Source organism: Amycolatopsis sp. cg13 (genome assembly GCF_041346965.1).
Classification (GTDB): Bacteria; Actinomycetota; Actinomycetes; order Mycobacteriales; family Pseudonocardiaceae; genus Amycolatopsis.
This window is the reverse complement of record NZ_CP166848.1, coordinates 8,019,898-8,041,165: the sequence shown is the minus strand read 5'-3', so window position 1 is coordinate 8,041,165 and position 21,268 is coordinate 8,019,898. Positions and strand designations below refer to the sequence as shown.

Genomic DNA, 21,268 nt, shown 5'->3' with positions numbered 1-21,268 from the left:
GTGATGTGCCGTGCTGATGGGCATGGTTCTCGGCGACCGCTGCTCCCGCGTTTCGCGGGAGCACGCGGGCACGCCGCTGTCTTGACCGGCGGGAATCCCTGCCTGCTCTCTGCGAAGCGTCGACGGCTGACTGGCCCTTCGACCCTTCCCGGGAGCATTCATGTCCACCGTTCAGTGGACCGAAAACGGAACCACCCACACCGCCCGCTGGCATTCCGGCAACGGAACTCCGCCGCCGGGCCGCATTGTCGTCGTCGATGATCGGCTGACCGCTGCCGCGGCGCTGCGTTTCGCCCGCGCTGGCACCGGAATGCTGTGGCGCGGCGATTTTCCCAACGCGCGGCAGCTCGTGCGCGCCATGGACCGACGGCTTCCGCAGCGTTCCGGTTCTTTCGCCGAGGTGCGTTCAGCGCGCTCGGAACGCGCCACGCTGCTAGGGAAAATCCTGGTCTCGGTAGAGGATGACCATTCGCTGCGGCTGCGCCGAGCCCCCGACATCCAAGCCGCCTGCGAGCACGCTTTCGGCGGTTTACCCGGCACGATGATCTCGTTACGTGAGCTGCTCGGCGCCCTGAGCGCTTATCAATGGCACCAGAAAGGCATACACATCAAAGCTTTGAACGCTCGACTCTATCCCGCGTACAGCGTGTTCGCTCCGACACGCAGCGAATACCTCGATCTGGTCGCACGGGAACCGTTGCCGGGCAAGGGTTCTCCGGTTGTCTTCGATCTCGGCACCGGCACCGGAGTGCTCGCCGCCATTCTCGCCCGGCGCGGCGCCGCCGAAGTGGTGGCGACCGACCTGAACCCGCGCGCCGTGCGCTGCGCACGCGACAACCTGCGGCGACTCGGTCTGTCCGACCGGGTCCGCGTCCTCGAAGCCGATCTCTGGCCCTCGCAGCGGCGTGCCGATCTGGTCGTCTGCAATCCGCCTTGGCTGCCCGGAAACCCGGCTTCGGCGCTGGAACTCGGGATTTACGACGCCTCGTCCGCCATGCTGAACCGCTTCCTCGACGGCCTCCCGGACCATCTGACGCCGCACGGCGAAGGCTGGCTGATCCTGTCGGACCTCGCCGAACACCTCGGTCTGCGGACCCGGGCCGAACTGCTCGACCGGATCTCCGCCGCCGGTCTTGAAGTCGCGGGACGCCGGGAAACCACGCCACGGCACCGAAGCGCCACGGACAGTGCCGATCCCTTGCACGCGCAGCGTTCCCGCGAAGCGGACAATGCTGTGGCGGCTAACCATGTCCAGAGCGTGACCCGGCGTTTCCACACTGGACTACACCAATCGAATATCCTCGCCGAAGACACGGGGAGGGACGATGCCCGTACCGGGTTTTGCCGTACCGCGCCGGGACTTCGTGCGGACTCTGCTGCATCGCGGCAGCCCGCCGGAGCGGCCGGACGCGGGCGAGGACCTCACCGCGGTCGGCGACGCGACGCTGGCGCGCGCCGCGCGGTACTGGGTCGTCGTTCCGGTCGCCTACCGGATCGCCGCGTTCGTGAAGGTGTTCATCGGATTCGCCGCGGCCAACGGCAGCACCGGACTGTTCCCGGTGCTGCCCGCGGCCGTGCTTGGCGTCGTCGCGAACGCCGCGTTCCTGTGGTGGCTGCTGCGCTCCGGCGGGCTGCCCGCGCGGCGCACACGGCGGGTGCTCGCCGCGGACCTCTGCGCGGGACTCGCGCTGAACCTGCTGACCGCGGTGCTCGCGCCGGACTCGGTGCAGCCGTTCGCGATCGACGTCACCTGGACGTGGCTGGTCGGCTCGGTGGCGATGTGGGCCGGGACGTCCGGGCTGCCCGCCGCGTTGCTGCTGCTCGCCGCCGCCGTCCCGGTGCGCGTCCTGCTGACCCTGGCGGGCGGGCTGCGGCTGGACGACCATCTCGCGATCAACCGGTCGATCGGCTGTCTCGTCGCGCTGGCCGTGTCGATCGTGGTGGCGTGCGGGATCCTGGTGCTGCTGGGCGTCGGCACCCGCTTCGCGCTCGACATCGGCCTGCGCCGCGGTCAGGAGGCCGAACGCAAACGCACCCAGCGGCTGCTGCATGACAGCGTGTTGCAGACGCTGGAAGCGCTCGCGATCGCCCCGTCCGACGACGCCGACCACGCCGCCGAACGGCTCGCCCAACTGCGCTCGGTCGCGCACGCCGAGGCGGCCGAACTCCGCCGGAGCATCACCGAACCGATCGAACCGCGCACGAGACGCGGCTTCGTGGTCGAACTGGCCGACGTCGCCGCCGACATGGCCCGCGAGGGCCTGCGCACCCAACTCGTGGCTGCCGATTTCGCTGACGACGACCGTCTTTCCGCCGATCGCCGCACCGCGATGTGCGAAGCGGTACGAGAAGCGTTGCGCAACACGGTGAAGCACGCCGGAACCAGCCGCGTCGTGCTCCGAGTGGAAGAACGCGACGGCGGCACCGCGGTGGTCGCCCGGGACCAAGGCCGCGGCTTCGACGTACGCGAACGCGGCCCCGGATTCGGCATCCAGCAGTCGATCGAAGCGCGACTGGCGGAGGTCGGCGGCACCGGGCAAGTGGAATCGACGCCGGGGCACGGAACCCGCGTCACGCTTTGGGTGCCGCACTGACCGGGAGCCATTCCCGATAGCCGGGACGAGACCGCCCGGCCGCGATGATTCCGCAAAAACCACCGCGAGGTGACAATTATTCAATCCCCCTTTCGCGCACTTGTGTAACCATTTGATAACAAACAACCTCCGCTCCTATGCACCACGTTCGTAGGTTCACATTCCGTGCCCCCGAGGCCGATAATGGAGGGTCGTTCACCTTCAGGCCCAGCAGCGGGAGCGCTTGCATGGACACGCCGGACGAGGCACGCACGAATCGGACCGAGCGGAATCGCCGGATGCTCGAATCCTGGCGGGCCGGCGCGTCGATCACCGAGATCGCCAGGGAACACGGCCTGTCCCTGAGCTGGACCGGACGGCTGCTGCGCCAGGAAGGCGCCGTGCTGCCGGAAATCCGCCAGGGGGTGCGCCGGGAACTCGACGTACCGCGAATAGTCCGCGAGTACCAATCTGGTTCTACTATTCAGAGCATCGCGGACACGCATCAGGCGTCCTATGGAACTATCCGTCGCTTGCTGCTCCGGGAAAAAGTGACGATACGCCCACATGGCGGCCAGAATGCTCTCGATCGGCGCACGCCCGGCGACACCCAGCGACCCTGATCATCGCCTCAGGGGTGGGTGATTCCGGCCGCATTCCGTTTCTTTTGCCACCCGGAGCAGGTAGGGAGGAATAATTGGGGGTGCGGAATGACTGAGGCGCGGCCAGGGGGAACCGTAGCATCCGGCAGACCGGTGCGGGCGCCGGTCCAGCTGCCTCCCGCACCGCCCGTGCTGCTCGGCCGCACCCGGGAACTGGCCCGGCTGGACGAAATCCGGCTCCGGTCCGACCCCGCCCCGTCGGTCGTCGTGCTCACCGGTGTCGGCGGGATCGGCAAAACCGCGCTCGCCCTGCACTGGCTGCACACGCATCGCGCCCGGTTCCCCGACGGCATCCTGTGCACAAGATTTTCCTCCGAGGGCACCGAAACGACAGAATCCGCAAGCGGGGTGCTGCACGGTTTCCTTGCCGCACTGGGCATCCCGGCCGACGACATCCCCGTCTCGCTCGCCCACCGGGCCGCCGAGTTCCGTGCGGTGACCGCGGATCGCCGGTTCGCCGTGCTGCTCGACGACGTGGTGCACAGCGCCGACGCCCGCGCCGTGCTGCCGTCCAGCGCGAACGCGGTCGTGCTCGTCACCAGCCGGTCCCAGCTGACCAGCCTCGCACTGGACGGCGCGGAAATCCTTCCGCTCAGCCCGCTTCCGGACCAGCCCGCCCGCGAGGTGCTCGCCCGCGCCGGGCAACGGCAGATCAGCCACGAGGACGCGCAAGACCTGCTGACCGCCTGCGCCGGTCTCCCGCTGGCGCTCGCCATCACCGGAGCGAGACTGCGCGCCCGGCCGCGCCGCAAGCCGCACCAGGAAGCCCGCCGCGGACGTATCCGTTCGGTCGGAGATTTCCCCGCGCTCTCAACGGTTTTCGACGCCTCGTACGCCACGCTCGACGATTCGGCCGCCCGGCTCTACCGAACCTGCGGCATCCTGCCCGGCCCGCATCACACCGTCGACGCGCTCGCCGACACGCTGCAGAGCTCGCCCGCCCACCTTGACGACGCCGTCGACGAGCTCATCGAAGCCAACCTTCTCCACGAACTGGAGGACGAAACCGTGGCACAGCACGACGTCGTCCGCCACGACGCCCGCGTGCGCGCGGAACGCCAGGACGCCGAGGCCGACCGGCATTACCTCGTGCGCCGCTACACTCGTTGGTACCGCGACCAAACCGTCACCGCGAGCGCCCTCATCCATCCTTTCCGGCCGAACTTCGCGGCCGAAACCGTTGCGGCGACGGGATCTTTCGCCGACCGCGACCACGCGGTGAGCTGGTGGCGCCGGGACCGGCCGGTCATCAACGCCGTCGCGAAAGCCGCGTCAGCGCACGGCTGGGACGAGGAACTGTGGCAGCTCGCCGAAGCGTCGTGGGGATTTTTCCTGCACCACCGGGATTACGAACCGTTCCTGGAACTGTGCACGGCGGGAATCGCGGCCGCCCGCCGATGTCAGCTCCCGCTGGTGGAAGCCCGGATGCACAGCCAGGCCGGTTACGTGCACGAGCGGCTGCGGCGCTTCGAGCAAGCCGCCGCCCATCACGCCGCCGCGCTCGAAATCGGCGAGCGGGAACAGCACGGACCGACCCAGGCCACCGCGCTTTCCCGCATGGCCAGGGACGCGCGCGCCCGAGGCGACCTTGAAGCCGCGCTGGACTTGTATGAGCGCAGCGCCGAAAAGCACGCCGAGATCGGCAGACCGCGCGGAGTCGCCATGGCTCGGCGCCGGCGCGGCGACCTGCTGGCCACCCTGGGCCGCGAGGACGACGCGGTGCGCGAGCTGACCGAAGCCGCCGCCATCATGGAGGAAGCGGGCGACGCGAGCCAGCTCGCGCGCACTGTCATCTCACTCGCCGCGATCCACGCCCGGCGCGGCGACTACCACCGCGCACACGCCGAACTGGTGAGTGCGCTCGAGGGGGTGGAACGGCTTCAGTCACCGCATTTCCAGGCCGAAGTCCTCACCGCACTCGCCGGGCTCGAACGCGGCCACGGCGACGAGGCAAGCGCCGAGCGCCGTCTCCAGGAAGCACGCATCCTCAGCCGTGACTCCGCCGAGCCGCCGCACTGACCACACCGTCCCGCCGGACCAGTGCACCGCCGCGGCGATCGCCCCCGGCCACGCCGAGATCAGGTCGTCGGCATCGCCAGCGGTCGCGGCCCTGGCGCAGGACCGGACCACGACATCCGCGCTGGCGGCCCAGCGGGGAGCGGCCACCTCGACATCCGCGACCAGCACCGGCACCGCGCGGCGCCCGGGCAACGCGAGCCGGACGCGCGCGACCCCGGCGCTCACGCGTTCCGCCCAGGCAGCGGCCGGGGCACCGCGGGCAACGGCGGATACGCCGGCGCGCTCGGTTCGGACAACTGCAGCAGCCGGTACATCGCCGACCGCAAGATCCCGGCCGAGCAGTCGATCCTCCCGCTGACAACCGGCAGCACCGCCGCGGCGAGCCTCGGCGCCGCGGCGATCGCGGCCTCCTCCTGAGGTTCGAGCGGCTGGTCCGGAACCAGTAGTTTCGCGTGCGCCAGCACCACCTCCGCGACGCTCCCGGCCTGCGGTCGTCCGTCCGGCATCGACGCGAGCGTCACCGGCCGTCCCATGGCCGCCGCGTAGCCCGTGGTCGAGCCGTGGTCCCCGATCACCCAGTCAGCCGCGATCATCGTCGCCTGCCACCCCTGTTCGGGCGGGATCACCCGCAGACCCGCTTCCTGGCATCGGCCGAGCCACGCCACGACCTGACGCCGCCCGTGGACCGCCCAGATATTCGGGTGCAACACCGCCGCCACCGCGTAGCGGTCCCGCGGGAGCGCGGCCATGATCGCCTCGTACATCGCCGGCATCCGGCCGAACGCCGAATCAGTGAACCAGGTCGAACTCACGACCACCAGCCGCCGTGAGCCGACGCCCAACGCTCGCCGGTACCGGTCGCGCAGCCCGCTCGCCGCCCGCATCGCGTCCAGGCAGATGTCTCCGGTCACGACCGCGACGGGCAGCGCCTCCGGGCACCGGTCGCGCAGGACCTCGACCTCGGCGTCAGTACCGAGCCCCAGCACCGAGGGCAGCACCCGCCCGCGACACGTGAGCGACTGCCGCTCGATCGCGGTCGTCGCGACCGTCGCCCCGCCCGCCTGCCTGCTGAAGCGACGCCCCGGTACCCGCCCGACCCCGTGCCCGATCAGGAGCAGCGGCCCCCGCACCTGGTCGATCTGCTGATCGGACGCGGCCAGCACCAGATCGAACCGGTGCGCCACCGCCTGCTCCCACGGCAGCAGCAGGCCGTGGCTCGCCCGCACGTACTCTTCCGCTCCGGCCCACCGGTCGACGCTGTGCGGCACGGTGAACATGACCTGTACCCGAAGGTCCTGCTCGAGCAGCGAGATCAGCTCGACCAGCCGTGTCCCGATCGTCACCGTCGGAACGACCGCCAGCACGGCCCGGCAGCCCGGCCGCGTCACCCGCGACGCGGCGTCGAGACCGATCGGACCGCGTACCCACACGTCGTGCGCCATCTTCATCCCCTCCGCCTGGAAACCGACGAGCCGAGCCTGCGATCCGGTCCTGACCGGACGCTTCCCGCCGCTGGACACAAAGCGGACCGAAACCGGACAAGACAATTCCCGGATGATCGTTATCCCGAAAGCGGTCGCCGATCGACCGGATCAATGCGAAACTGGGCAATCGACGAGGGAGGGACGTCGAATGGACTTCGCCTACGGAATTCTCGGGCAGACTGCGGTGCGGATGCACGGGAAGATGAATGAGCAGTGGGGCCAGCGGCAAACTCGGAATATTCTCGGCGTCCTGCTCACCCGGCCGGGGCAGCGCTTTTCCCAGGACGCCCTCATCTCCTGGCTCTGGGACGACGACCTTCCCGGAAACCCGCAAGAAGCCCTGTACAAGGCAGTGCACCGGCTGCGCGACGCCCTCGACGAAGCAGACGTGCCCGCCTCGGTCACCCGATCCGGCGACGGCTACCTGGTCGGCTTGGACGAGAGTCTCGTGGATGTCTCCGCCTTCCGGAAAACAATGCGGAAAGCACACGCGACAGCGAGTTCCGGCGATCATGAAACGGCGTTCGAATCAGCCGCTTCCGCACTTTCCTTATGGCGCGACGAACCCCTGGCAGGTCTCCGCACCGAACGCGCCGACAATTGGCGCGAAGACAAAATAAAATCCATGTTGCTTCCCGCGCGAGAATTCCTGACGAGCCAATTGCTGACGCTCGGCCGTCCCGACGAGGCCGCGGGATGGATGCAGGAGCTGGCCCCCGACCACGCCGGCCGCCTGGCGTTCGTGAAGCTCCAGATACAGATCTACTACGCGCTCGGGCAGTCCGAGCAGGCCCAGGCCCACTATCTCGACGCGCATCGGCGATTCCACGACGCCGCCGACGACACCGCCAGCGCCGTGCTGCGCGCCTTCCACGACGAGGTCCGGGGCAGCTACGAAAACCCGCCCGCTGTCGCCCCGCCGCGCCGGGCCGCGCCACCGTCCCATCCGCTTCCCCCCGACCTCCGCGGATTCATCAGCCGCGCCGACGCGCTGGAAACGCTGGACGACTGGCTCCGCCCCGGCTCGCCGACGCGCTCGCCCGCCGTCGTGCTCAGCGGTCCGCCCGGCATCGGAAAGACGAGCCTCGCGGTCCACTGGGCACACCGGGCCGCGGACTGGTTCCCGGGCGGAACGATCTACCTCGACCTGCACGGTTTCGGCCCGGCGCCGCGACTCGAATCGTCCGACGTCGTCGACCGGCTGCTCCAAGACCTCGACTATCCGGTCGACCACGTGGTGAACTCGGCGGCCAGGGCCGCGGTGCTGCGCCAGCAGTTGACCGGCCGCTCCGTGCTGGTGATCCTCGACGACGCCGAGAACTCCGACCACGTGGACCAGTTGCTGCACGTGCTGTCCGGATGCTCGGCGATCGTCACCTCGCGCCGCCGCCTCAGCGCGCTGGTCCGCAGGCACGAGCTCGCCGAACTCAGCCTCGCCCGCCTCGACGACCACGACTCGCTGGAGCTGTTCGTCCGGCGCTTGCGCGGACGCGGAGACCGGGAACCCGGCGCGGCCCGCCGAATCGCACATCTCTGCGACGGCTTGCCGCTCGCACTCACCCTCGTCGCGGAGAGCGCCGCGCGCCGGCCAGGACTGAGCCTCGGCACGATGCTCGACCAGCTGCGAGATCCGGAGATGCTCCTGAGCATCGGCGACGACGGCGACGACCAAAGCCTGCGCGCCGCGTTTTCCTCGTCGTACCACATGCTCGAACCGCCGAGCCAAGCCCTTTTCCGGCTCTTCGGTCATCACCCCGGCGCGGAAATCCACGTCGACACTCTGCTGTCCGCCTCGGGCCGTCCGGCTGCGGAGACCCGGCGTGCGCTGGAGACCCTGGTCGCACTGCACTTGATCGACCAGCCCGGAGACATAGACCGCTACCGGATTGTCTCGATTTTCCACCGGTACGCCCGAACGCTGAGCGATCAAGACCACGACCCGCAGCCGTTGCGACGCTTGCTGTCGCATTACTACTGCACCGCGTACCACGCGCACCGGATGGCGCATCCGCACCGTGACCGCCCACCGCAGCTTGATCCCGAACCCGGCACCCGCCCGACGCAATTCGCAACGCCGGACGCCGCGACGCGGTGGGTTTTGCTCGAGAGAACGAACGCCGTCGCGCTGGCGGCGCTGGCCGAGGAGCATCAGCACTTCGAAATAGCCTATATGCTGCCCCATCTTATTGCGGATACCCTTGACAGATATGGTTTTTACGACGAAATGAGCACCGGGTTCACTATCGCCGCACGGGCGGCGCGGGCGAACAAGAACCCGCACGCGGAAGCGTCGAGCCTGAACGACCTCGGCCAGCTCAATCTCACGCTCAGCAACCACAAAACGGCCGAGCACGCCCTGACGCAAGCGCTGGAACTCGCCACGAACGACGGGTCGCCCATCGGGGTGTTGACAATCAACATCAACTTCGCACAGCTATACCGGCAAACGGGACGCCCCGCGGAAGCGATCGCCCTCTTCCGCCGCTGCATCACGCACGCGCAACGCAACGGCGACATGGTCCGCGAGGCGAAGGCAGAGCAGTACCTCGGCGAGACCCTCGCCGAGCTCGACCAGTACGAAAAAGCTCTGCCGCACTACCACCGCGCGCTCCACTTGCGCGCGCTCACCGGCGACACCGCCGGTCAAGCCACGACCTATACAACGCTCGCGGAACTCCATCTCCGCGAAGAACAATTCGCCGTCGCGCACCGGCATTGCCAGCTGGCACAGGCCCAGATCGCCGGCGACCTCACGGCCACGATGCGGCTGCGCACCGTGCAAGCCCGCCTCGCGGCAGCCGAACGGGACGACCGAGCCGCGCTGCGGTTGTCCCAGGAAGCGGTCGAACTGGCCGAGCGGGCGCACAACGCGACCGGCCAGGCTCGGGCGCTGGAGGCGTTCGCGGAGATTCTCTACTCACGGGGAAACCGCGAGGACGCCGTCGACGCCTGGACTCGCGCCGCTGCCTTCTACCGGGGCCGCGGCCGGGACGCCAAGGCCGACCGCGTCGAGGAGCGGCTGGCCGCGGTCCGGGATCCGCACCTGATTCCGCAGGCCAGGGACGGCCAAAGCGACGAGGAAAACACCGTGGCCATGCCCGCTCCGCGACGATCCGTAATCCGCCACCGCTGAAACGGCGGGGGCGCCGAAACGGTTCACTCCACGGTAGGGCAAACTCCTCCTTCCGAGGACGTCTGCATTTGCCGACACACTTTGGGTAACCCCTGAAGCTCGTTCGCAGAGTAGCCTGGGCGGCCTGGCCACAGCGATATCCATGTTGTGGTGAAATAAATTCATAAATTGCCTGAGGAGCGCTAGTTGACCGGCTTCGCGTCAGCTGTTATTAGCATCTTGCCAGTGTCGATCATGGCACTGCACGCCATCAGCGATTGGTGGCGTTGTTGAATAGTCGTTAACACGGAGCTGGCGTTGCGATTAATCTGATTTTCGTAACCGCAACGCCAGCGCCGGACAAGCCGCAGCGGCCCGTCGAGCTTCGGCCAGCAGCGGCTCGGGCACCGATTCCCCGCGAACCACCGGATAGCCCCATTCGTCCACAGTGATCAGTTCAGGCAGGACATCCGCGCACAAACCGTGTGCGCGGCAGGCGATCGGGTCGACCGTCAGGCGGTTCATGCGGCACCTGCTGTGATTCGGCACGAGCCAGCGGTCAGGTGCGCTTGGACGTCGGCCGCGAAGACTCGCAGGGCGCTCGCGGCTAGGCGGACCGCTCCGTCCGGGTGGGCGCAGGCGCCTCGTCCCGTGAGGAGCGGGAGGCGGCGGGCCAAGCGGCCGGTGGCGTCCCGACCGGCCAGCAGGTCGGTGAAATCCGCGGCGATGGCGGGGAGTCCGAACATGCACGGGCCACATTGGCGGGCCGATTCGGCGGCCAATCTCGAGAGAATATTCCTCGTCAGTTCCAGGCCACAGTGCGGTTCTGCGAGCAGGTGCAGGGAGGACAGGCCCGGTTCGCGACCGAGCGGCAGGGGGTCGGCGAGGGAGCGCGGCATCCAGGTTCCGCCATAGCCGCCGATCAGGACTGCTGGTGCGGTAACGGATCCACCGGCTCGGGCGAGGATCGCGGAAATCGGCGTGTCTGCCGGGACTTCCAGTACACCGGGGCGAGACACGGCACCGGTGACGGTGACCAGGTCAGTGTGGACAGAACGATAACGGTCCGCGCCCATTCTGGCGACCATCGCGAATCGGGCCAATGTTTCGACATTCTGGACTAGCGTCGGGCGACCGCGCAGGCCGCGTTCGGTCGGGCGGGGGAATTTGCCAGTGGGGCGGGCATCGCCGGTGCCCAGGAAATGCACCAGCGCGGTTTCTTCGCTGGCGACGTATCGGGGCGGAACTGCGACCAGCTTTACCGGTACGGCATCGCGGCGTTCGGCCAAAGCGGCCAGCACACTCCGGTTTTCTTCGTGCAGGCAGAGGAAAGCCTCGGTTGCTCCGACTGCGCTAGCCGCTACCTGGATGCCGTCCAAAACCAGGTGTGGAGCGAGTTCAAACAGGGCGCGATCCTTGGTGCTGAACGGATCGCTCTCGCAGCCGTTGGCGACCACAATGGACCGTCCTGGTGCGACAGAGCGCAGTTTCGCCGCGGCGGGGAAGCCAGCGCCGCCTCGGCCGCGGATACCGGCGGCGTCAATTTCGTGGATCAACGCGTCGCGGTGCAGAACGGGGAGTCCACCGTGGACGGACAGGTGGGCGGCGAGATTGTTCCGGTGCAAGGGAAGCACGTTCACCTCCTTAGTGGAGAGAGGCGGCGAGCCTCGGTGTCGGGACTGGTACTGCCGAACCGCACGCTCGCGGCGGCCAGGACGGCGACCAGGCACGCGATGTCGAGCGCGATGAGCAGCGGACGTGCGCTGTCGGACGCCACGAGACCGATGCTGTGCGCGAGCGCGACCGGCCAGCACAGGTAAGCCAGCCAGTGCACCGCACGCCACAATCGCGGCGGGAGGTGCGTCCTCAGCAGACTCGTGACGACAATGGCGAGCAGCAAATCCACTGCTACCGCACCGATTCCGATCCAGAATGGTTCGTAGCCGGAGACGAACGGCACCACGACCGCGACCCAGCTGAGGTCCACATAACCGTCGACGACCGCGAAGATGATGTGTGCACCCAAGAACACGAGGCTGGCCAGGGCGAGGTTCCGGTGCAGGTCCGCGAGGGCGAAGCGGGGCCACCGTCGCGTCGCGTACCTTCCCGAGTTGAGGAAGCCGAGCACCACGACGGCGGTCGAGAACACCAGCGAGACGATTCCGGTGGCACGGCTGAAATACCAGAGCGCGGAACTCACGACACACGCTCCCGGCGATCCGCGGGCCACCCCGCCGTCATCCGGACCGCGCCGCGTGAACTCACCAGCCGTGCGGGCAATCCGCGCGACCCGAGCCAGTCCAACGCCGCCACTCCCAGCACGACCGAAGCGGTGCTCGCGGTGTTGGCGTCCACACAGGACCTCGCCGCGACCGATACCGTCCGCCAGCACGAATCCGCCGGTTCGCCCGTGCGCGGGTCGACGATGTGGTGCACCACGCGACCGCCGCGGCGCCAAGTCCGCCGGGCCACCCCGGACGTTGCCAGGCCGCCGCTGGTGAGCGTGATCGTCGTGTCTGCGTAGGCAACCGCGTCGCTGTGGTCGTCGCCGATCGCCACCCGCCAGCCACCCGCTGGAGCCGGGCCGGCGACAGCGAGGTCACCGCCGAGGTTCACCAGTACGCCGCAGCCGGTGCGACGGGCGATCTCGGCGGCAGTCTGGTCCGCGGCAAAAGCTTTCGCGGTAGCGCCGAGGTCCAGCGTCACGCCGCGCGGCAGCACGACAATCCGCCGGGCCGGTTCGAACAGCACCCAATGCGAGCCTGGCGCGGGGACTGGCGTCGCAGCGGGTCCGTCGGCGATCTCGGCGAAATCCCGGTCGTAACCGAGCGCCGCCATCGACCCGCCGACCGTCGGATCGACCAGTCCGCCGCTCAGCCATGAGGCGCGCAAGGCGGCCGACAGCGCGTCGGCCAGCAGCGGGCTCACTTCCACTTCCCGGCCCGCCGCACGGTGGAGGGCCGAAATTTCCGAATCTGTCCGGAATCGGCTGCATGCCCGATCCAGTTCGGCGAGCCGCGTCCGCAGCAGCGCGGTCGCCGGACCCAGCGCGGCCTCCTCGGTGACGAGCACCCGCGCCGTCGTGCCGAGCGCGCGAAACGCAGCCGAATACGGCCCGGTCACGACGCACCCGATCCGGTGTGCGCGTGACCGGAGCCGGAGCCGGGATCCTGCGCGGGCGCCTGCAGCTGGTCTTGACCAGAAGTACTCGATCCGCTCGATGTCGAGCCAGTCCCGCCGCTCGACGTCGAGCCAGTCCCGCTGGTGGACGTAGAGCCAGCCGCCGTCAGCCCGTATCCGATTCCTCCGGCCGCCGCGACTCCGAGCACTGCCGCGACCGCCGTGACGAACGCCGTCCGATGCCGGACGCGCGCCCGTTCCTCTTGCCGTCTCCTGATGTCCGGGTCCATGCCGGGTGTCCCTTCCGGTGGTGGGAACACCCAGTCTCAGCCGCGAATCTATGAGTTCGCTGGGAGCGACCTGTCAGTTTGCTTCCAGTCACTACGCTCCGCGCATGAGCACGATCCTCGGGTGGGCAACGCTGGCCGTGTGGGCCGGACTCGCGTTGTGCCACAGCTGGTTCTGGCGCACCGACCAACGTCTTCCCCCGCTGGTCCGCCCGGAGATCTGGCCGTCCGTCGCCATCGTCGTCCCCGCCCGCGACGAAGCGGAACTGCTTCCGGAAACCCTGCCCACACTGCTCCGCCAGACCTACCCCGGCGACGCGCGAGTCATCCTCGTAGACGACGGCAGCACCGACGGCACCGCGGAAGTCGCCCGCTCGGTGACTGTCCCCAATGGACTCCCGCGCACCGTCACCAGCCCCGGCGAACCACCGGACGGCTGGACCGGGAAACTCTGGGCCGTCGCACACGGCGTCCGCGAAGCAGGAGACGTCGACTTCCTTCTGCTGACGGACGCTGATATCTCACACGAACCCGATTCACTGGAAACCCTCGTCGCCGCTGCCACCAGCGGCCGGGACCTGGTATCTCAGATGGCCGTCCTGCGCACCGCAACGTTCTGGGAGCGGCTGATCGTGCCCGCTTTCGTCTACTTCTTCGCGATGCTCTGCCCCTTCCGCCGCGTGAATTCCGCGCGCTGGCGCACCGCCGCCGCAGCCGGCGGGTGCGTCCTCGTCCGCCGCTCGGTGCTCGAACGCGCCGGCGGAATCGAGGCCATCCGCGGCGCAGTCATCGACGACGTCGCACTCGCCCGTGCGGTCTCATCCGCAGGTGGCCGGATCTGGCTGGGCTACGCGTCGAAAGTCCGAAGTGTCCGGCCCTATCCGCGGCTCGCGGACCTGTGGCAGATGGTGGCCCGCAGCGCGTACACCCAGCTCCGGCATTCGCCGCTGCTGCTGGCCGGGACCGTCGCCGGGATGGTCGCCGTCTTCCTCGCCCCGCCGGTGCTCGCCCTGACCGGCTCGTGGCAGGCCGCCGCGGCGTGGCTACTGATGGCGGGGACGTTCGTCCCGGTCGCCCTGTACTACCGGCAGCCCGTGGTCGCGGGGCTGCTGCTGCCGTTCACCGCGGCGCTCTACACCCTGATGACGCTGGACTCCGCTCGGCGGCGGACCGGTTGGAAGGGCCGCACGTACTGAGCACCTGGCTGCTGACCGAAGATGTGGCATCCTCTTCGCTATGACGTCGACCCGAAGGGGCAATGCCTCGTAGGAAGCCCGGCGCGGTGCGCGCCGATCGACCCGAAGCCCGCGATCCGTGGGCCGAACGCGTTTCCCGAGCACTCGACCAGTACCGGCGATTCCTGCGCCAGCCCGGCCGCTGGCTGCATGTTCCGTGGACCGACTGCCTCTGCTGCGATCCGGTCGAAGCCCGCGACGAACTGGAAGCCGCCCTGCGCGCCCTTCCGCGCCGCGACCGTGCGGAACTGCGCCGAGTCCTGGCTCCTCTAGACGACGAGTTCCGGCGAAGAACCCTGCCCGACCCGGCTGCGAGTTCCCTCAGCTCCTGGCATGCCGAGGCCTGGTGGCGGCAGCGCCTGCAAGAGCGGTGAACCCCGCGAGAGCGAGTTCACACCACCCGGGGATGCACGTTCATACATCGTCGTGCATAATCATTCCTATGTCCAAGGTGCTCACTTCCCTTCCCGTCGGCGAGCGGGTCGGCATCGCGTTCTCCGGCGGCCTCGACACGTCCGTGGCGGTGGCGTGGATGCGCGACAAGGGTGCGGTTCCGTGCACCTACACCGCCGACATCGGCCAGTACGACGAACCCGACATCGCGTCCGTCCCCGGCCGCGCGCACGCCTACGGGGCGGAGCTCGCGCGGCTGGTCGACTGCAAGGAAGCCCTCGTCGAAGAGGGGCTCGCCGCGCTGACCTGCGGGGCCTTCCACATCCGCACCGGCGGCCGGGCCTACTTCAACACCACCCCGCTCGGCCGCGCGGTCACCGGCACGCTGCTGGTGCGCGCGATGCTCGAGGACGACGTCCAGATCTGGGGCGACGGCTCCACCTACAAGGGCAACGACATCGAGCGGTTCTACCGCTACGGCCTGCTGGCCAACCCGGGCCTGCGGATCTACAAGCCGTGGCTCGACGCGGCGTTCGTCGGCGAGCTCGGCGGCCGCAAGGAGATGTCCGAGTGGTTGCAGGCGCACAACCTGCCCTACCGCGACAGCACCGAGAAGGCCTACTCCACCGACGCCAACATCTGGGGCGCCACGCACGAGGCGAAATCCCTCGAGCACCTCGACACCGGCATCGAGATCGTCGAACCGATCATGGGCGTGCGGTTCTGGGACCCGGCGGTCGAGATCGCGCCCGAGGACGTCACCATCGGCTTCGAGCAGGGCCGTCCGGTGAGCATCAACGGCAAGGAGTTCGGCACCGCGGTCGAGCTGGTGCTGGAGGCCAACGCGATCGGCGGGCGGCACGGCCTCGGCATGTCCGACCAGATCGAGAACCGGATCATCGAGGCCAAGAGCCGCGGCATCTACGAGGCCCCGGGCATGGCGCTGCTGCACGCGGCGTACGAGCGGCTGGTCAACGCGGTGCACAACGAGGACACCATCGCCAGCTACCACAACGAGGGCCGCCGGCTCGGCAGGCTGATGTACGAGGGCCGCTGGCTCGACCCGCAGGCGATGATGCTGCGCGAATCGCTGCAGCGCTGGGTCGGCACCGCGATCACCGGCGAGGTCACGCTGCGGCTGCGGCGCGGCGAGGACTACTCGATCCTCGACACGTCCGGGCCGGCGTTCAGCTATCACCCGGACAAGCTGTCGATGGAGCGCACCGAGGACTCCGCGTTCGGCCCGGTAGACCGGATCGGCCAGCTGACCATGCGGAACCTCGACATCGCCGACTCGCGCGCCAAGCTGGAGCAGTACGCGAGCCTCGGCATGGTCGGCGGCAACTCGCACCCGAAGCTGATCGGAGCCGCGCAGGCAGCCGCGACCGGCCTGATCGGCGCGATGGCCGAGGGCGGGGCCGAGACAATCGCGTCCCGCGGCCGGGCCGACGACGTCGAACTGCTCGACCGCGCCGCGATGGAATCCGGCACCGACTGAGCTTTTTCCCGCGGATGCCCGCGCCGGAACACCGGCGCGGGCATTCCCTATACCAGCAGCCAGACCCCGCTAACGTCTCTATATTCGGGCGGCGGCTCCCGGCTAACGTGGCGGCGTGACCCCGATTTTTCAGCTGTCCGCCGACCACGTCACGGCCGAGGCAGCGCTCGATCCGATCACCGCGACCTTGGACGGCGTCACCACCGAAGCGACCGCGCTCACCGACCTCACCCCGGACGGTTTCGCGGCCCGAGCCGACCTGGCCCGGCGCACCCTCGCCTCCCTCGCGAAGCTGAATCCCGAGTCCCGCACGGACCGGATCGCGTCCGCGCATCTGCGCGACAGCCTCGAGGCCCAACTGGCCTGGCACGAGCTGGACGAGCCGTTCCGCCAGGTACAGGCGCATTTCGGCACGCTGAGTTCGATCGCCGATTCGGTCCGGCTGCTGCCGCGCCGCGACGCGGACGACTGGCACGTCCTCGCGGTCCGGATGTCCGGCGTCGAAACGATGCTTTCCGGCTGGCAGAAGACCCTGCGGGCCGGTCTCGACCGCGGTGTGCGCGCGGCCCGTCTGCAGGCGCTGGAAACGGCGGCGCAGGCCGAGCGTTACGCCGGTATCCACAATGCACTCGTCGAGGAGTACGGCGACGGGCCGCAGGCCGCCGAACTGCGGGCCGGTGCCGACGCAGCCCACCGCGGTTACGCGGCGCTCGCCCGGTTCCTGCGCGAGGATTACGCCCCGCACGCCGCCGAAACCGACGGCGTCGGCGCGGAACGCTACGCCGTCGCGGCCCGGCTTTCCCTTGGCGCGGACCTCGATCTCGCCGAGGCGTACGAATGGGGCTGGGCGGAACTTCAGCGCATCGAAACGGAAATCGCCGCCGAGGTCGCGAAAATCCAGCCCGGCGCGAGTGTGGCGGAAGTCCTCGCGCGACTGGACGAAGAGTGCGCAGTGGACGGTGAAGAGTCCTATTTGGACTGGCTGCGCCAGGCGCATGACCGTGCGCTGGACGCGGCGAGCGAGCACTTCGACATCCCCGAACCGTTGCGCGCCTTGGACGTCGTCCTCGCGTACGGCTCCGCGTCGGGTTCGCCGTACTACACCGGGCCCGCCGAAGACGGCACCCGCCCCGGCCGCACCTGGTGGCCGCTAGGCGGACGCAAGCGCTTCGCGACCTGGTCCGAGTTGACGACGGTGTTCCACGAAGGCGCGCCCGGACATCATCTGCAGATCGGCGTCGCGGGCCTGGCCGGAGATTCGGTAAGCCGCTACGCGCGCGTCCATTCGGTGAGCGGCCACGCGGAAGGCTGGGCGCTGTACGCCGAACGCCTCGCCGACGAACTCGGCTGGTTCTCCGAGCGCGGCACTCGCCTTGGCATGCTCGCCAGTTCCGCGCTCCGGGCCGCGCGCGTCGTGATCGACCTCGGCTCGCACCTCGACCTGCCGCTGCCGGACGGTTCCCGCTGGGACTTCGCCACCGCGTGCCGATTCCTGCACGAGCGCGGACTGGCCGCGGAACACCGCGTGCACGCCGAAATCGTGCGGTACCTCGGCTGGCCGGGCCAGGCGATCTCGTACAAGATCGGCGAACGCGCGTGGTTGCAGGCGCGCGCCGAAGCCGCCGCCAAACCCGGATTCACCTTGCGCCAATGGCACCACGACGCGCTGGCCGTCGGGCCGGTCGGGCTCGAGGCGCTGCAGGACGCGCTGCGTTAAGCCTTGGCCTCGCAGTCCGCGCACATCCCCCACCACGTGACCTCGGCCTGGTCCACCCGGAAACCGGGCACCGGACCGGGTTCGAGGCACGGCGCGGCGCCGATCGCGCACGGCACGTCCTGGATCCGGCCGCAGCCGCGGCAGACCAGGTGGTGGTGGTTGTCGTGGGTTTCGAGTTCGAACCGCGCCGGCGAGCCCGCCGGTTCCAGCGGACGCAGCAGCCGGGCGCCGACGAGGTCGTCGAGCACGTTGTAAAGGCCCTGCCTGGACAACGCGCCGACGGCCCCGTCGGCGTCGAGCACCGTCGCGATCTCCGCGGCCGTGACGTGCGGGGTCCGCGCGACCGCGGCCAGCACCGCACGCCGCTGCGGCGTGTTGCGCAGGCCCTTGTCGCGCAGGCGCGCCCCGAACTCGTCCATGGCCCGGATGGTACCCCCAGACTTGACCGAATCAATTCTGGCGTGCAGTGGCTCACAGTCCCAGAGTTGACCCGATCTTACATTTGACTGGATCAACTTTGCGGACTACAAAGGAGGCGTGCTCACGACCTCCGCACCTCTCCCGTCCAGCGCCGACGCCGGCACCCGGCTCCGGCGCGCCGGCCTGCGCGTGACGACCGCCCGACAGGTCGTGCTGGAAGTGCTGGCCGAAAACCCGCACGTGACCGTCGCGGAACTGCTGCCGCTGGTCCGCGAACGGCTGTCGATGGCGTCCACGAGGGGCGTCCACGACGTGCTGACCACCGGCGTTACCGCCGGTCTCGTCCACCGCTTCGACCACGTCGGCGTCGCGCAACGCTACGAACTGGCCGGCTTCGACCACCGGCACCTGCTCTGCCGGCAATGCGGCCGGCTGGAGGCAATCGACGGCGCACCAACGGAATCCGCCGACGAAGCGGAGTCCGGCCTGTGCTCGCGGTGCGCTCCGGCCGAGTAACCCTCAGCGGAACGCGGCGATATTGCGGGCCACCCAGTCGGCGAAAGACCGCGGCTGGCGGCCGAGAACTCGCTCGACGTCCGGGCTGACGCGCAGTTCGGCCGCGTTCGGGGAGCTGAGGATGTCCAGCGTGTCGTCGGCGAGTTCGCCTGGCACGCTCTCGGTCATGAATGCCTTGGCCTCGGCGCGGGTCAACTCGTGGAACCGCACCGGCTTGCCGAGCGCGGCGGCCAGCACCTCCGCCTGCTGACGCGGCGTGATCACCTCCGGCCCGGTCAGCTCGTACACGCCGCCGACGTGCCGGTCGTCTACCAGGCACGCGGCCGCGACTTCGCCGATGTCCGCCGGATCGACGATCGGCACCCCGGTGTCCCCGAACGGCGCGGCGACAATTCCTTGCGTACGAACGGATTCCGCCCACCCCAGCGCATTGGAGTCGAACCCACCGGGACGCAGAATGGCCCAGTCCAGACCGGACACCCGCAGCACGTCCTCCAGCTCGCGCATCGCGATCCGCGTCGTGCCGAACGGCCTGGTCGCCACGCCCAGCGACGACAGCAGAACCACTCGGCGAACCCCGGCGTCCGCGGCCTTCGCGATGAGCTCGGCCGGGCTGGCGCCGACGGCGTGCAAATCGCCGGACAGCAAGAGGAACAACGCTTTCGCCCCGGTCAGCGCGGGTTCGAGACTGGCTGGATCCGCCAGATCCGCCACCACATGGCGAGCACCGTCCGGCACCTTCGCGACCCGCCGCGACACCGCCGTCACCTGCTCGCCCGCGTCGATCAGCGCCCGCACCAACGGTCTGCCGATGTTTCCGGTCGCCCCGGTCACCACAATCATGAATCGCTCCTTCGGTAGGCGACCGACGCTAGGCCGAGTTGCTTACTCTTCGTAAGGACATACCTTTGGGTAAGCTCGATACGTGACAGGAAGCGCGCAGTTCACCCCGGCCGCCGCCGAGCCGCGTTATGAGGTGTTTCACACCGACTGCCCCGCGCGGGCCGTGATCGACCACGTGACCAGCCGGTGGGGCATCTGGATCCTCATCTCGTTGCGGGACAAGGAACTCCGGTTCTACGAACTGCGCGAGAGCATCCGGGGCATCAGCGAAAAGATGCTCGCCCAGTCCCTGCGAGCCCTGGTCGAAGACGGCCTCGTCTGGCGGCACGTCGAGCCGACCACGCCGCCTCAGGTCACCTACGGGCTCACCGAATTCGGCCAAGACGTCCGCGAACCGCTGGACGACCTTTTCGACCGGATCACCCAGCGCATGGGCCCGCGCTAGCCCATATGTCCTGGTCAGCGCGGCCATTACCGCAGAGGTAATTTACATACAGACTGCATGTATGTATCTTCGGCAGCATGAACGCACACGAAGAACTCGGCACTGCCCGGCACGTCAACCTCCCCCAAGGCGAGCTCCGGTACTTCGAACGCGGACGCGGACGCCCAGTCGTCTTCGTCCACGGCGTACTCACCAACGCCCTGCTGTGGCGGAAGGTCACCCCCGCCGTCGCGGACGCTGGATTCCGTTGCCTGGCCCCAGATCTGCCATTGGGCGCGCACCCGGTCCCGATGCGCTCGGACGCCGACCTCAGCGCCCCCGGTCTCGCCACCCTCCTGGGCGACTTCCTGACCGCGCTAGACCTGGAAGATGTCATCCTGGTCGCCAACGACACCGGCGGCGCCATCACGCAACTGCTGCTCGCGCGGTACCCGGAACGAGTCGGGCGGGTCGTGCTCACGCCGTCGGACAGCTTCGAATACTTCTTCCCGCCGATCTTCCAGCCACTGCCGACCATCGCCCGCGTCCCCGGCTCGATGGCGGTGCTGGGCCAACTGCTGCGAATCAAAGCGCTGTACCGATTGCCGCTGCTCTTCGGCTGGGTCACGAAGCGCCCGCTGCCGCCGGACATCGCGCACGAGTACCTGGGCAAGCTGCGGAAATCCCCTGGCCTGCGAAGGGATCTGCGCAAGTTCCTGCGCACCGTCGACTCAAAACACACCCTGGCCGCGGCCGAAAAACTGCGCCAGTTCAAGCGTCCGGTACTGCTGGTGTGGCCGCCAGAGGAGAAGCTGTTCCCGATCAGCCTCGCCCACCGCCTGGCGGAGGTACTGCCGGACGCGGAGATCGTCGAGGTGCCGGACTCGTACACCTTCGTCTCGGAGGATCAGCCGGACGCTCTGGCCGGGCACATCACGCGCTTCGCCGCCGCCATGGCAGATTAG

19 protein-coding genes and 1 pseudogene are annotated in these 21,268 nt (G+C 68.9%); 12 read left to right on the top strand and 8 right to left on the bottom strand.

The genetic code is table 11. The annotated features are described in order from the left end of the window. Positions 1–160: 160 nt before the first annotated feature. From AB5I40_RS37685 to AB5I40_RS37670, 4 genes and pseudogenes are all read left to right on the top strand, one after another. Positions 161–1,000 (top strand): annotated as a pseudogene (locus AB5I40_RS37685) (methyltransferase); the annotation flags it as partial. Between the two features lie 325 nt (positions 1,001–1,325). Then, entirely contained in the window at positions 1,326–2,594 is a 1,269-nt protein-coding gene (locus AB5I40_RS37680; RefSeq protein WP_370934927.1) for a sensor histidine kinase, read from the top strand. 227 nt (positions 2,595–2,821) lie between these two features. Further along, entirely contained in the window at positions 2,822–3,196 is a 375-nt protein-coding gene (locus tag AB5I40_RS37675) for a helix-turn-helix domain-containing protein (RefSeq protein WP_370934926.1), read from the top strand. Positions 3,197–3,328: 132 nt separating this feature from the next. Then, positions 3,329–5,254, top strand: a complete 1,926-nt coding sequence (locus tag AB5I40_RS37670) for a tetratricopeptide repeat protein (protein WP_370934925.1) — start codon at positions 3,329–3,331, stop codon at positions 5,252–5,254. A gap of 221 nt (positions 5,255–5,475) precedes the next feature. Here the strand turns inward: AB5I40_RS37670 and AB5I40_RS37665 are convergent, their stop codons facing one another. Continuing rightward, positions 5,476–6,696: a hypothetical protein gene (locus tag AB5I40_RS37665; RefSeq protein WP_370934924.1), complete on the bottom strand. Its 1,221-nt coding sequence runs from the start codon at positions 6,694–6,696 to the stop codon at positions 5,476–5,478. A 190-nt stretch (positions 6,697–6,886) separates the two neighbouring features. Here AB5I40_RS37665 and AB5I40_RS37660 point away from each other — a divergent pair, with 190 nt between their 5' ends. Further along, entirely contained in the window at positions 6,887–9,871 is a 2,985-nt protein-coding gene (locus AB5I40_RS37660) for a tetratricopeptide repeat protein (protein WP_370934923.1), read from the top strand. Between the two features lie 303 nt (positions 9,872–10,174). On the opposite strand, the gene AB5I40_RS37655 is transcribed toward AB5I40_RS37660, so the two are convergent. Genes AB5I40_RS37655 through AB5I40_RS37635 form a run of 5 tightly spaced genes read right to left on the bottom strand, consistent with a single transcriptional unit; the run spans position 10,175 to position 13,260 of the window. After that, positions 10,175–10,375, bottom strand: coding sequence for a ferredoxin (locus AB5I40_RS37655; RefSeq protein ID WP_370934922.1), 201 nt, complete (start codon positions 10,373–10,375; stop codon positions 10,175–10,177). Then, positions 10,372–11,484 (bottom strand): NADH-ubiquinone oxidoreductase-F iron-sulfur binding region domain-containing protein, encoded by a 1,113-nt coding sequence (locus AB5I40_RS37650; protein ID WP_370934921.1) that lies wholly within the window; start codon positions 11,482–11,484, stop codon positions 10,372–10,374. The genes AB5I40_RS37655 and AB5I40_RS37650 overlap by 4 nt, the downstream gene beginning before the upstream one ends. Positions 11,485–11,486: 2 nt before the next feature. Beyond that, a complete protein-coding gene (locus AB5I40_RS37645; RefSeq protein WP_370934920.1) occupies positions 11,487–12,050 on the bottom strand; it encodes a ferric reductase-like transmembrane domain-containing protein in 564 nt (187 codons plus the stop codon). Further along, positions 12,047–12,973 carry an FAD:protein FMN transferase gene (locus AB5I40_RS37640; protein ID WP_370934919.1) on the bottom strand — a complete coding sequence of 309 codons (927 nt, stop codon included), beginning with the start codon at positions 12,971–12,973 and terminating at the stop codon, positions 12,047–12,049. The genes AB5I40_RS37645 and AB5I40_RS37640 overlap by 4 nt, the downstream gene beginning before the upstream one ends. Beyond that, complete coding sequence (locus tag AB5I40_RS37635; protein ID WP_370934918.1) at positions 12,970–13,260, bottom strand: hypothetical protein; 291 nt, start codon at positions 13,258–13,260, stop codon at positions 12,970–12,972. Before AB5I40_RS37635 ends, AB5I40_RS37640 begins: the two co-directional genes overlap by 4 nt. 104 nt (positions 13,261–13,364) lie before the next feature. Between AB5I40_RS37635 and AB5I40_RS37630 the strand changes: the two genes are divergently transcribed. The 4 genes from AB5I40_RS37630 (at position 13,365) to AB5I40_RS37615 (ending at position 18,100) form a co-directional block, all read left to right on the top strand. Continuing rightward, positions 13,365–14,453: a glycosyltransferase gene (locus tag AB5I40_RS37630; RefSeq protein ID WP_370934917.1), complete on the top strand. Its 1,089-nt coding sequence runs from the start codon at positions 13,365–13,367 to the stop codon at positions 14,451–14,453. Positions 14,454–14,515: 62 nt separating this feature from the next. Continuing rightward, complete coding sequence (locus AB5I40_RS37625; RefSeq protein WP_370934916.1) at positions 14,516–14,866, top strand: hypothetical protein; 351 nt, start codon at positions 14,516–14,518, stop codon at positions 14,864–14,866. 68 nt (positions 14,867–14,934) lie between these two features. Continuing rightward, positions 14,935–16,383, top strand: a complete 1,449-nt coding sequence (argG, locus tag AB5I40_RS37620) for an argininosuccinate synthase (protein ID WP_370934915.1) — start codon at positions 14,935–14,937, stop codon at positions 16,381–16,383. A gap of 115 nt (positions 16,384–16,498) precedes the next feature. Further along, entirely contained in the window at positions 16,499–18,100 is a 1,602-nt protein-coding gene (locus tag AB5I40_RS37615; RefSeq protein WP_370934914.1) for a DUF885 domain-containing protein, read from the top strand. On the opposite strand, the gene AB5I40_RS37610 is transcribed toward AB5I40_RS37615, so the two are convergent. Then, positions 18,097–18,519 carry a Fur family transcriptional regulator gene (locus tag AB5I40_RS37610; protein ID WP_370934913.1) on the bottom strand — a complete coding sequence of 141 codons (423 nt, stop codon included), beginning with the start codon at positions 18,517–18,519 and terminating at the stop codon, positions 18,097–18,099. The genes AB5I40_RS37615 and AB5I40_RS37610 overlap by 4 nt on opposite strands. A 118-nt stretch (positions 18,520–18,637) precedes the next feature. On the opposite strand from AB5I40_RS37610, the gene AB5I40_RS37605 reads away from it, so the two are divergent. Continuing rightward, positions 18,638–19,036 (top strand): Fur family transcriptional regulator, encoded by a 399-nt coding sequence (locus AB5I40_RS37605; protein WP_370934912.1) that lies wholly within the window; start codon positions 18,638–18,640, stop codon positions 19,034–19,036. A 3-nt stretch (positions 19,037–19,039) separates the two neighbouring features. Here AB5I40_RS37605 and AB5I40_RS37600 read toward each other — a convergent pair whose 3' ends face one another. Beyond that, the gene (locus tag AB5I40_RS37600) at positions 19,040–19,879 is read right to left on the bottom strand and encodes an NAD(P)H-binding protein (protein ID WP_370934911.1); all 840 of its coding nucleotides are present in this window, start codon (positions 19,877–19,879) and stop codon (positions 19,040–19,042) included. A gap of 82 nt (positions 19,880–19,961) precedes the next feature. On the opposite strand from AB5I40_RS37600, the gene AB5I40_RS37595 reads away from it, so the two are divergent. Both AB5I40_RS37595 and AB5I40_RS37590 read left to right on the top strand, forming a co-directional pair. Continuing rightward, the gene (locus AB5I40_RS37595; RefSeq protein ID WP_370934910.1) at positions 19,962–20,324 is read left to right on the top strand and encodes a winged helix-turn-helix transcriptional regulator; all 363 of its coding nucleotides are present in this window, start codon (positions 19,962–19,964) and stop codon (positions 20,322–20,324) included. 77 nt (positions 20,325–20,401) lie between these two features. After that, positions 20,402–21,268 (top strand): alpha/beta fold hydrolase, encoded by an 867-nt coding sequence (locus AB5I40_RS37590; protein ID WP_370934909.1) that lies wholly within the window; start codon positions 20,402–20,404, stop codon positions 21,266–21,268.

Bases quoted from the DNA above. Each gene is read 5' to 3' on its own strand.
- AB5I40_RS37635 (WP_370934918.1), bottom strand. From the start codon at position 13,260: ATGGACCCGGACATCAGGAGACGGCAAGAGGAACGGGCGCGCGTCCGG.
- AB5I40_RS37655 (WP_370934922.1), bottom strand. From the start codon at position 10,375: ATGAACCGCCTGACGGTCGACCCGATCGCCTGCCGCGCACACGGTTTG.
- AB5I40_RS37610 (WP_370934913.1), bottom strand. From the start codon at position 18,519: ATGGACGAGTTCGGGGCGCGCCTGCGCGACAAGGGCCTGCGCAACACG.
- AB5I40_RS37680 (WP_370934927.1), top strand. From the start codon at position 1,326: ATGCCCGTACCGGGTTTTGCCGTACCGCGCCGGGACTTCGTGCGGACT.
- AB5I40_RS37625 (WP_370934916.1), top strand. From the start codon at position 14,516: ATGCCTCGTAGGAAGCCCGGCGCGGTGCGCGCCGATCGACCCGAAGCC.
- AB5I40_RS37660 (WP_370934923.1), top strand. From the start codon at position 6,887: ATGGACTTCGCCTACGGAATTCTCGGGCAGACTGCGGTGCGGATGCAC.
- argG (WP_370934915.1), top strand. From the start codon at position 14,935: ATGTCCAAGGTGCTCACTTCCCTTCCCGTCGGCGAGCGGGTCGGCATC.
- AB5I40_RS37630 (WP_370934917.1), top strand. From the start codon at position 13,365: ATGAGCACGATCCTCGGGTGGGCAACGCTGGCCGTGTGGGCCGGACTC.
- AB5I40_RS37675 (WP_370934926.1), top strand. From the start codon at position 2,822: ATGGACACGCCGGACGAGGCACGCACGAATCGGACCGAGCGGAATCGC.
- AB5I40_RS37665 (WP_370934924.1), bottom strand. From the start codon at position 6,696: ATGGCGCACGACGTGTGGGTACGCGGTCCGATCGGTCTCGACGCCGCG.
- AB5I40_RS37600 (WP_370934911.1), bottom strand. From the start codon at position 19,879: ATGATTGTGGTGACCGGGGCGACCGGAAACATCGGCAGACCGTTGGTG.
- AB5I40_RS37590 (WP_370934909.1), top strand. From the start codon at position 20,402: ATGAACGCACACGAAGAACTCGGCACTGCCCGGCACGTCAACCTCCCC.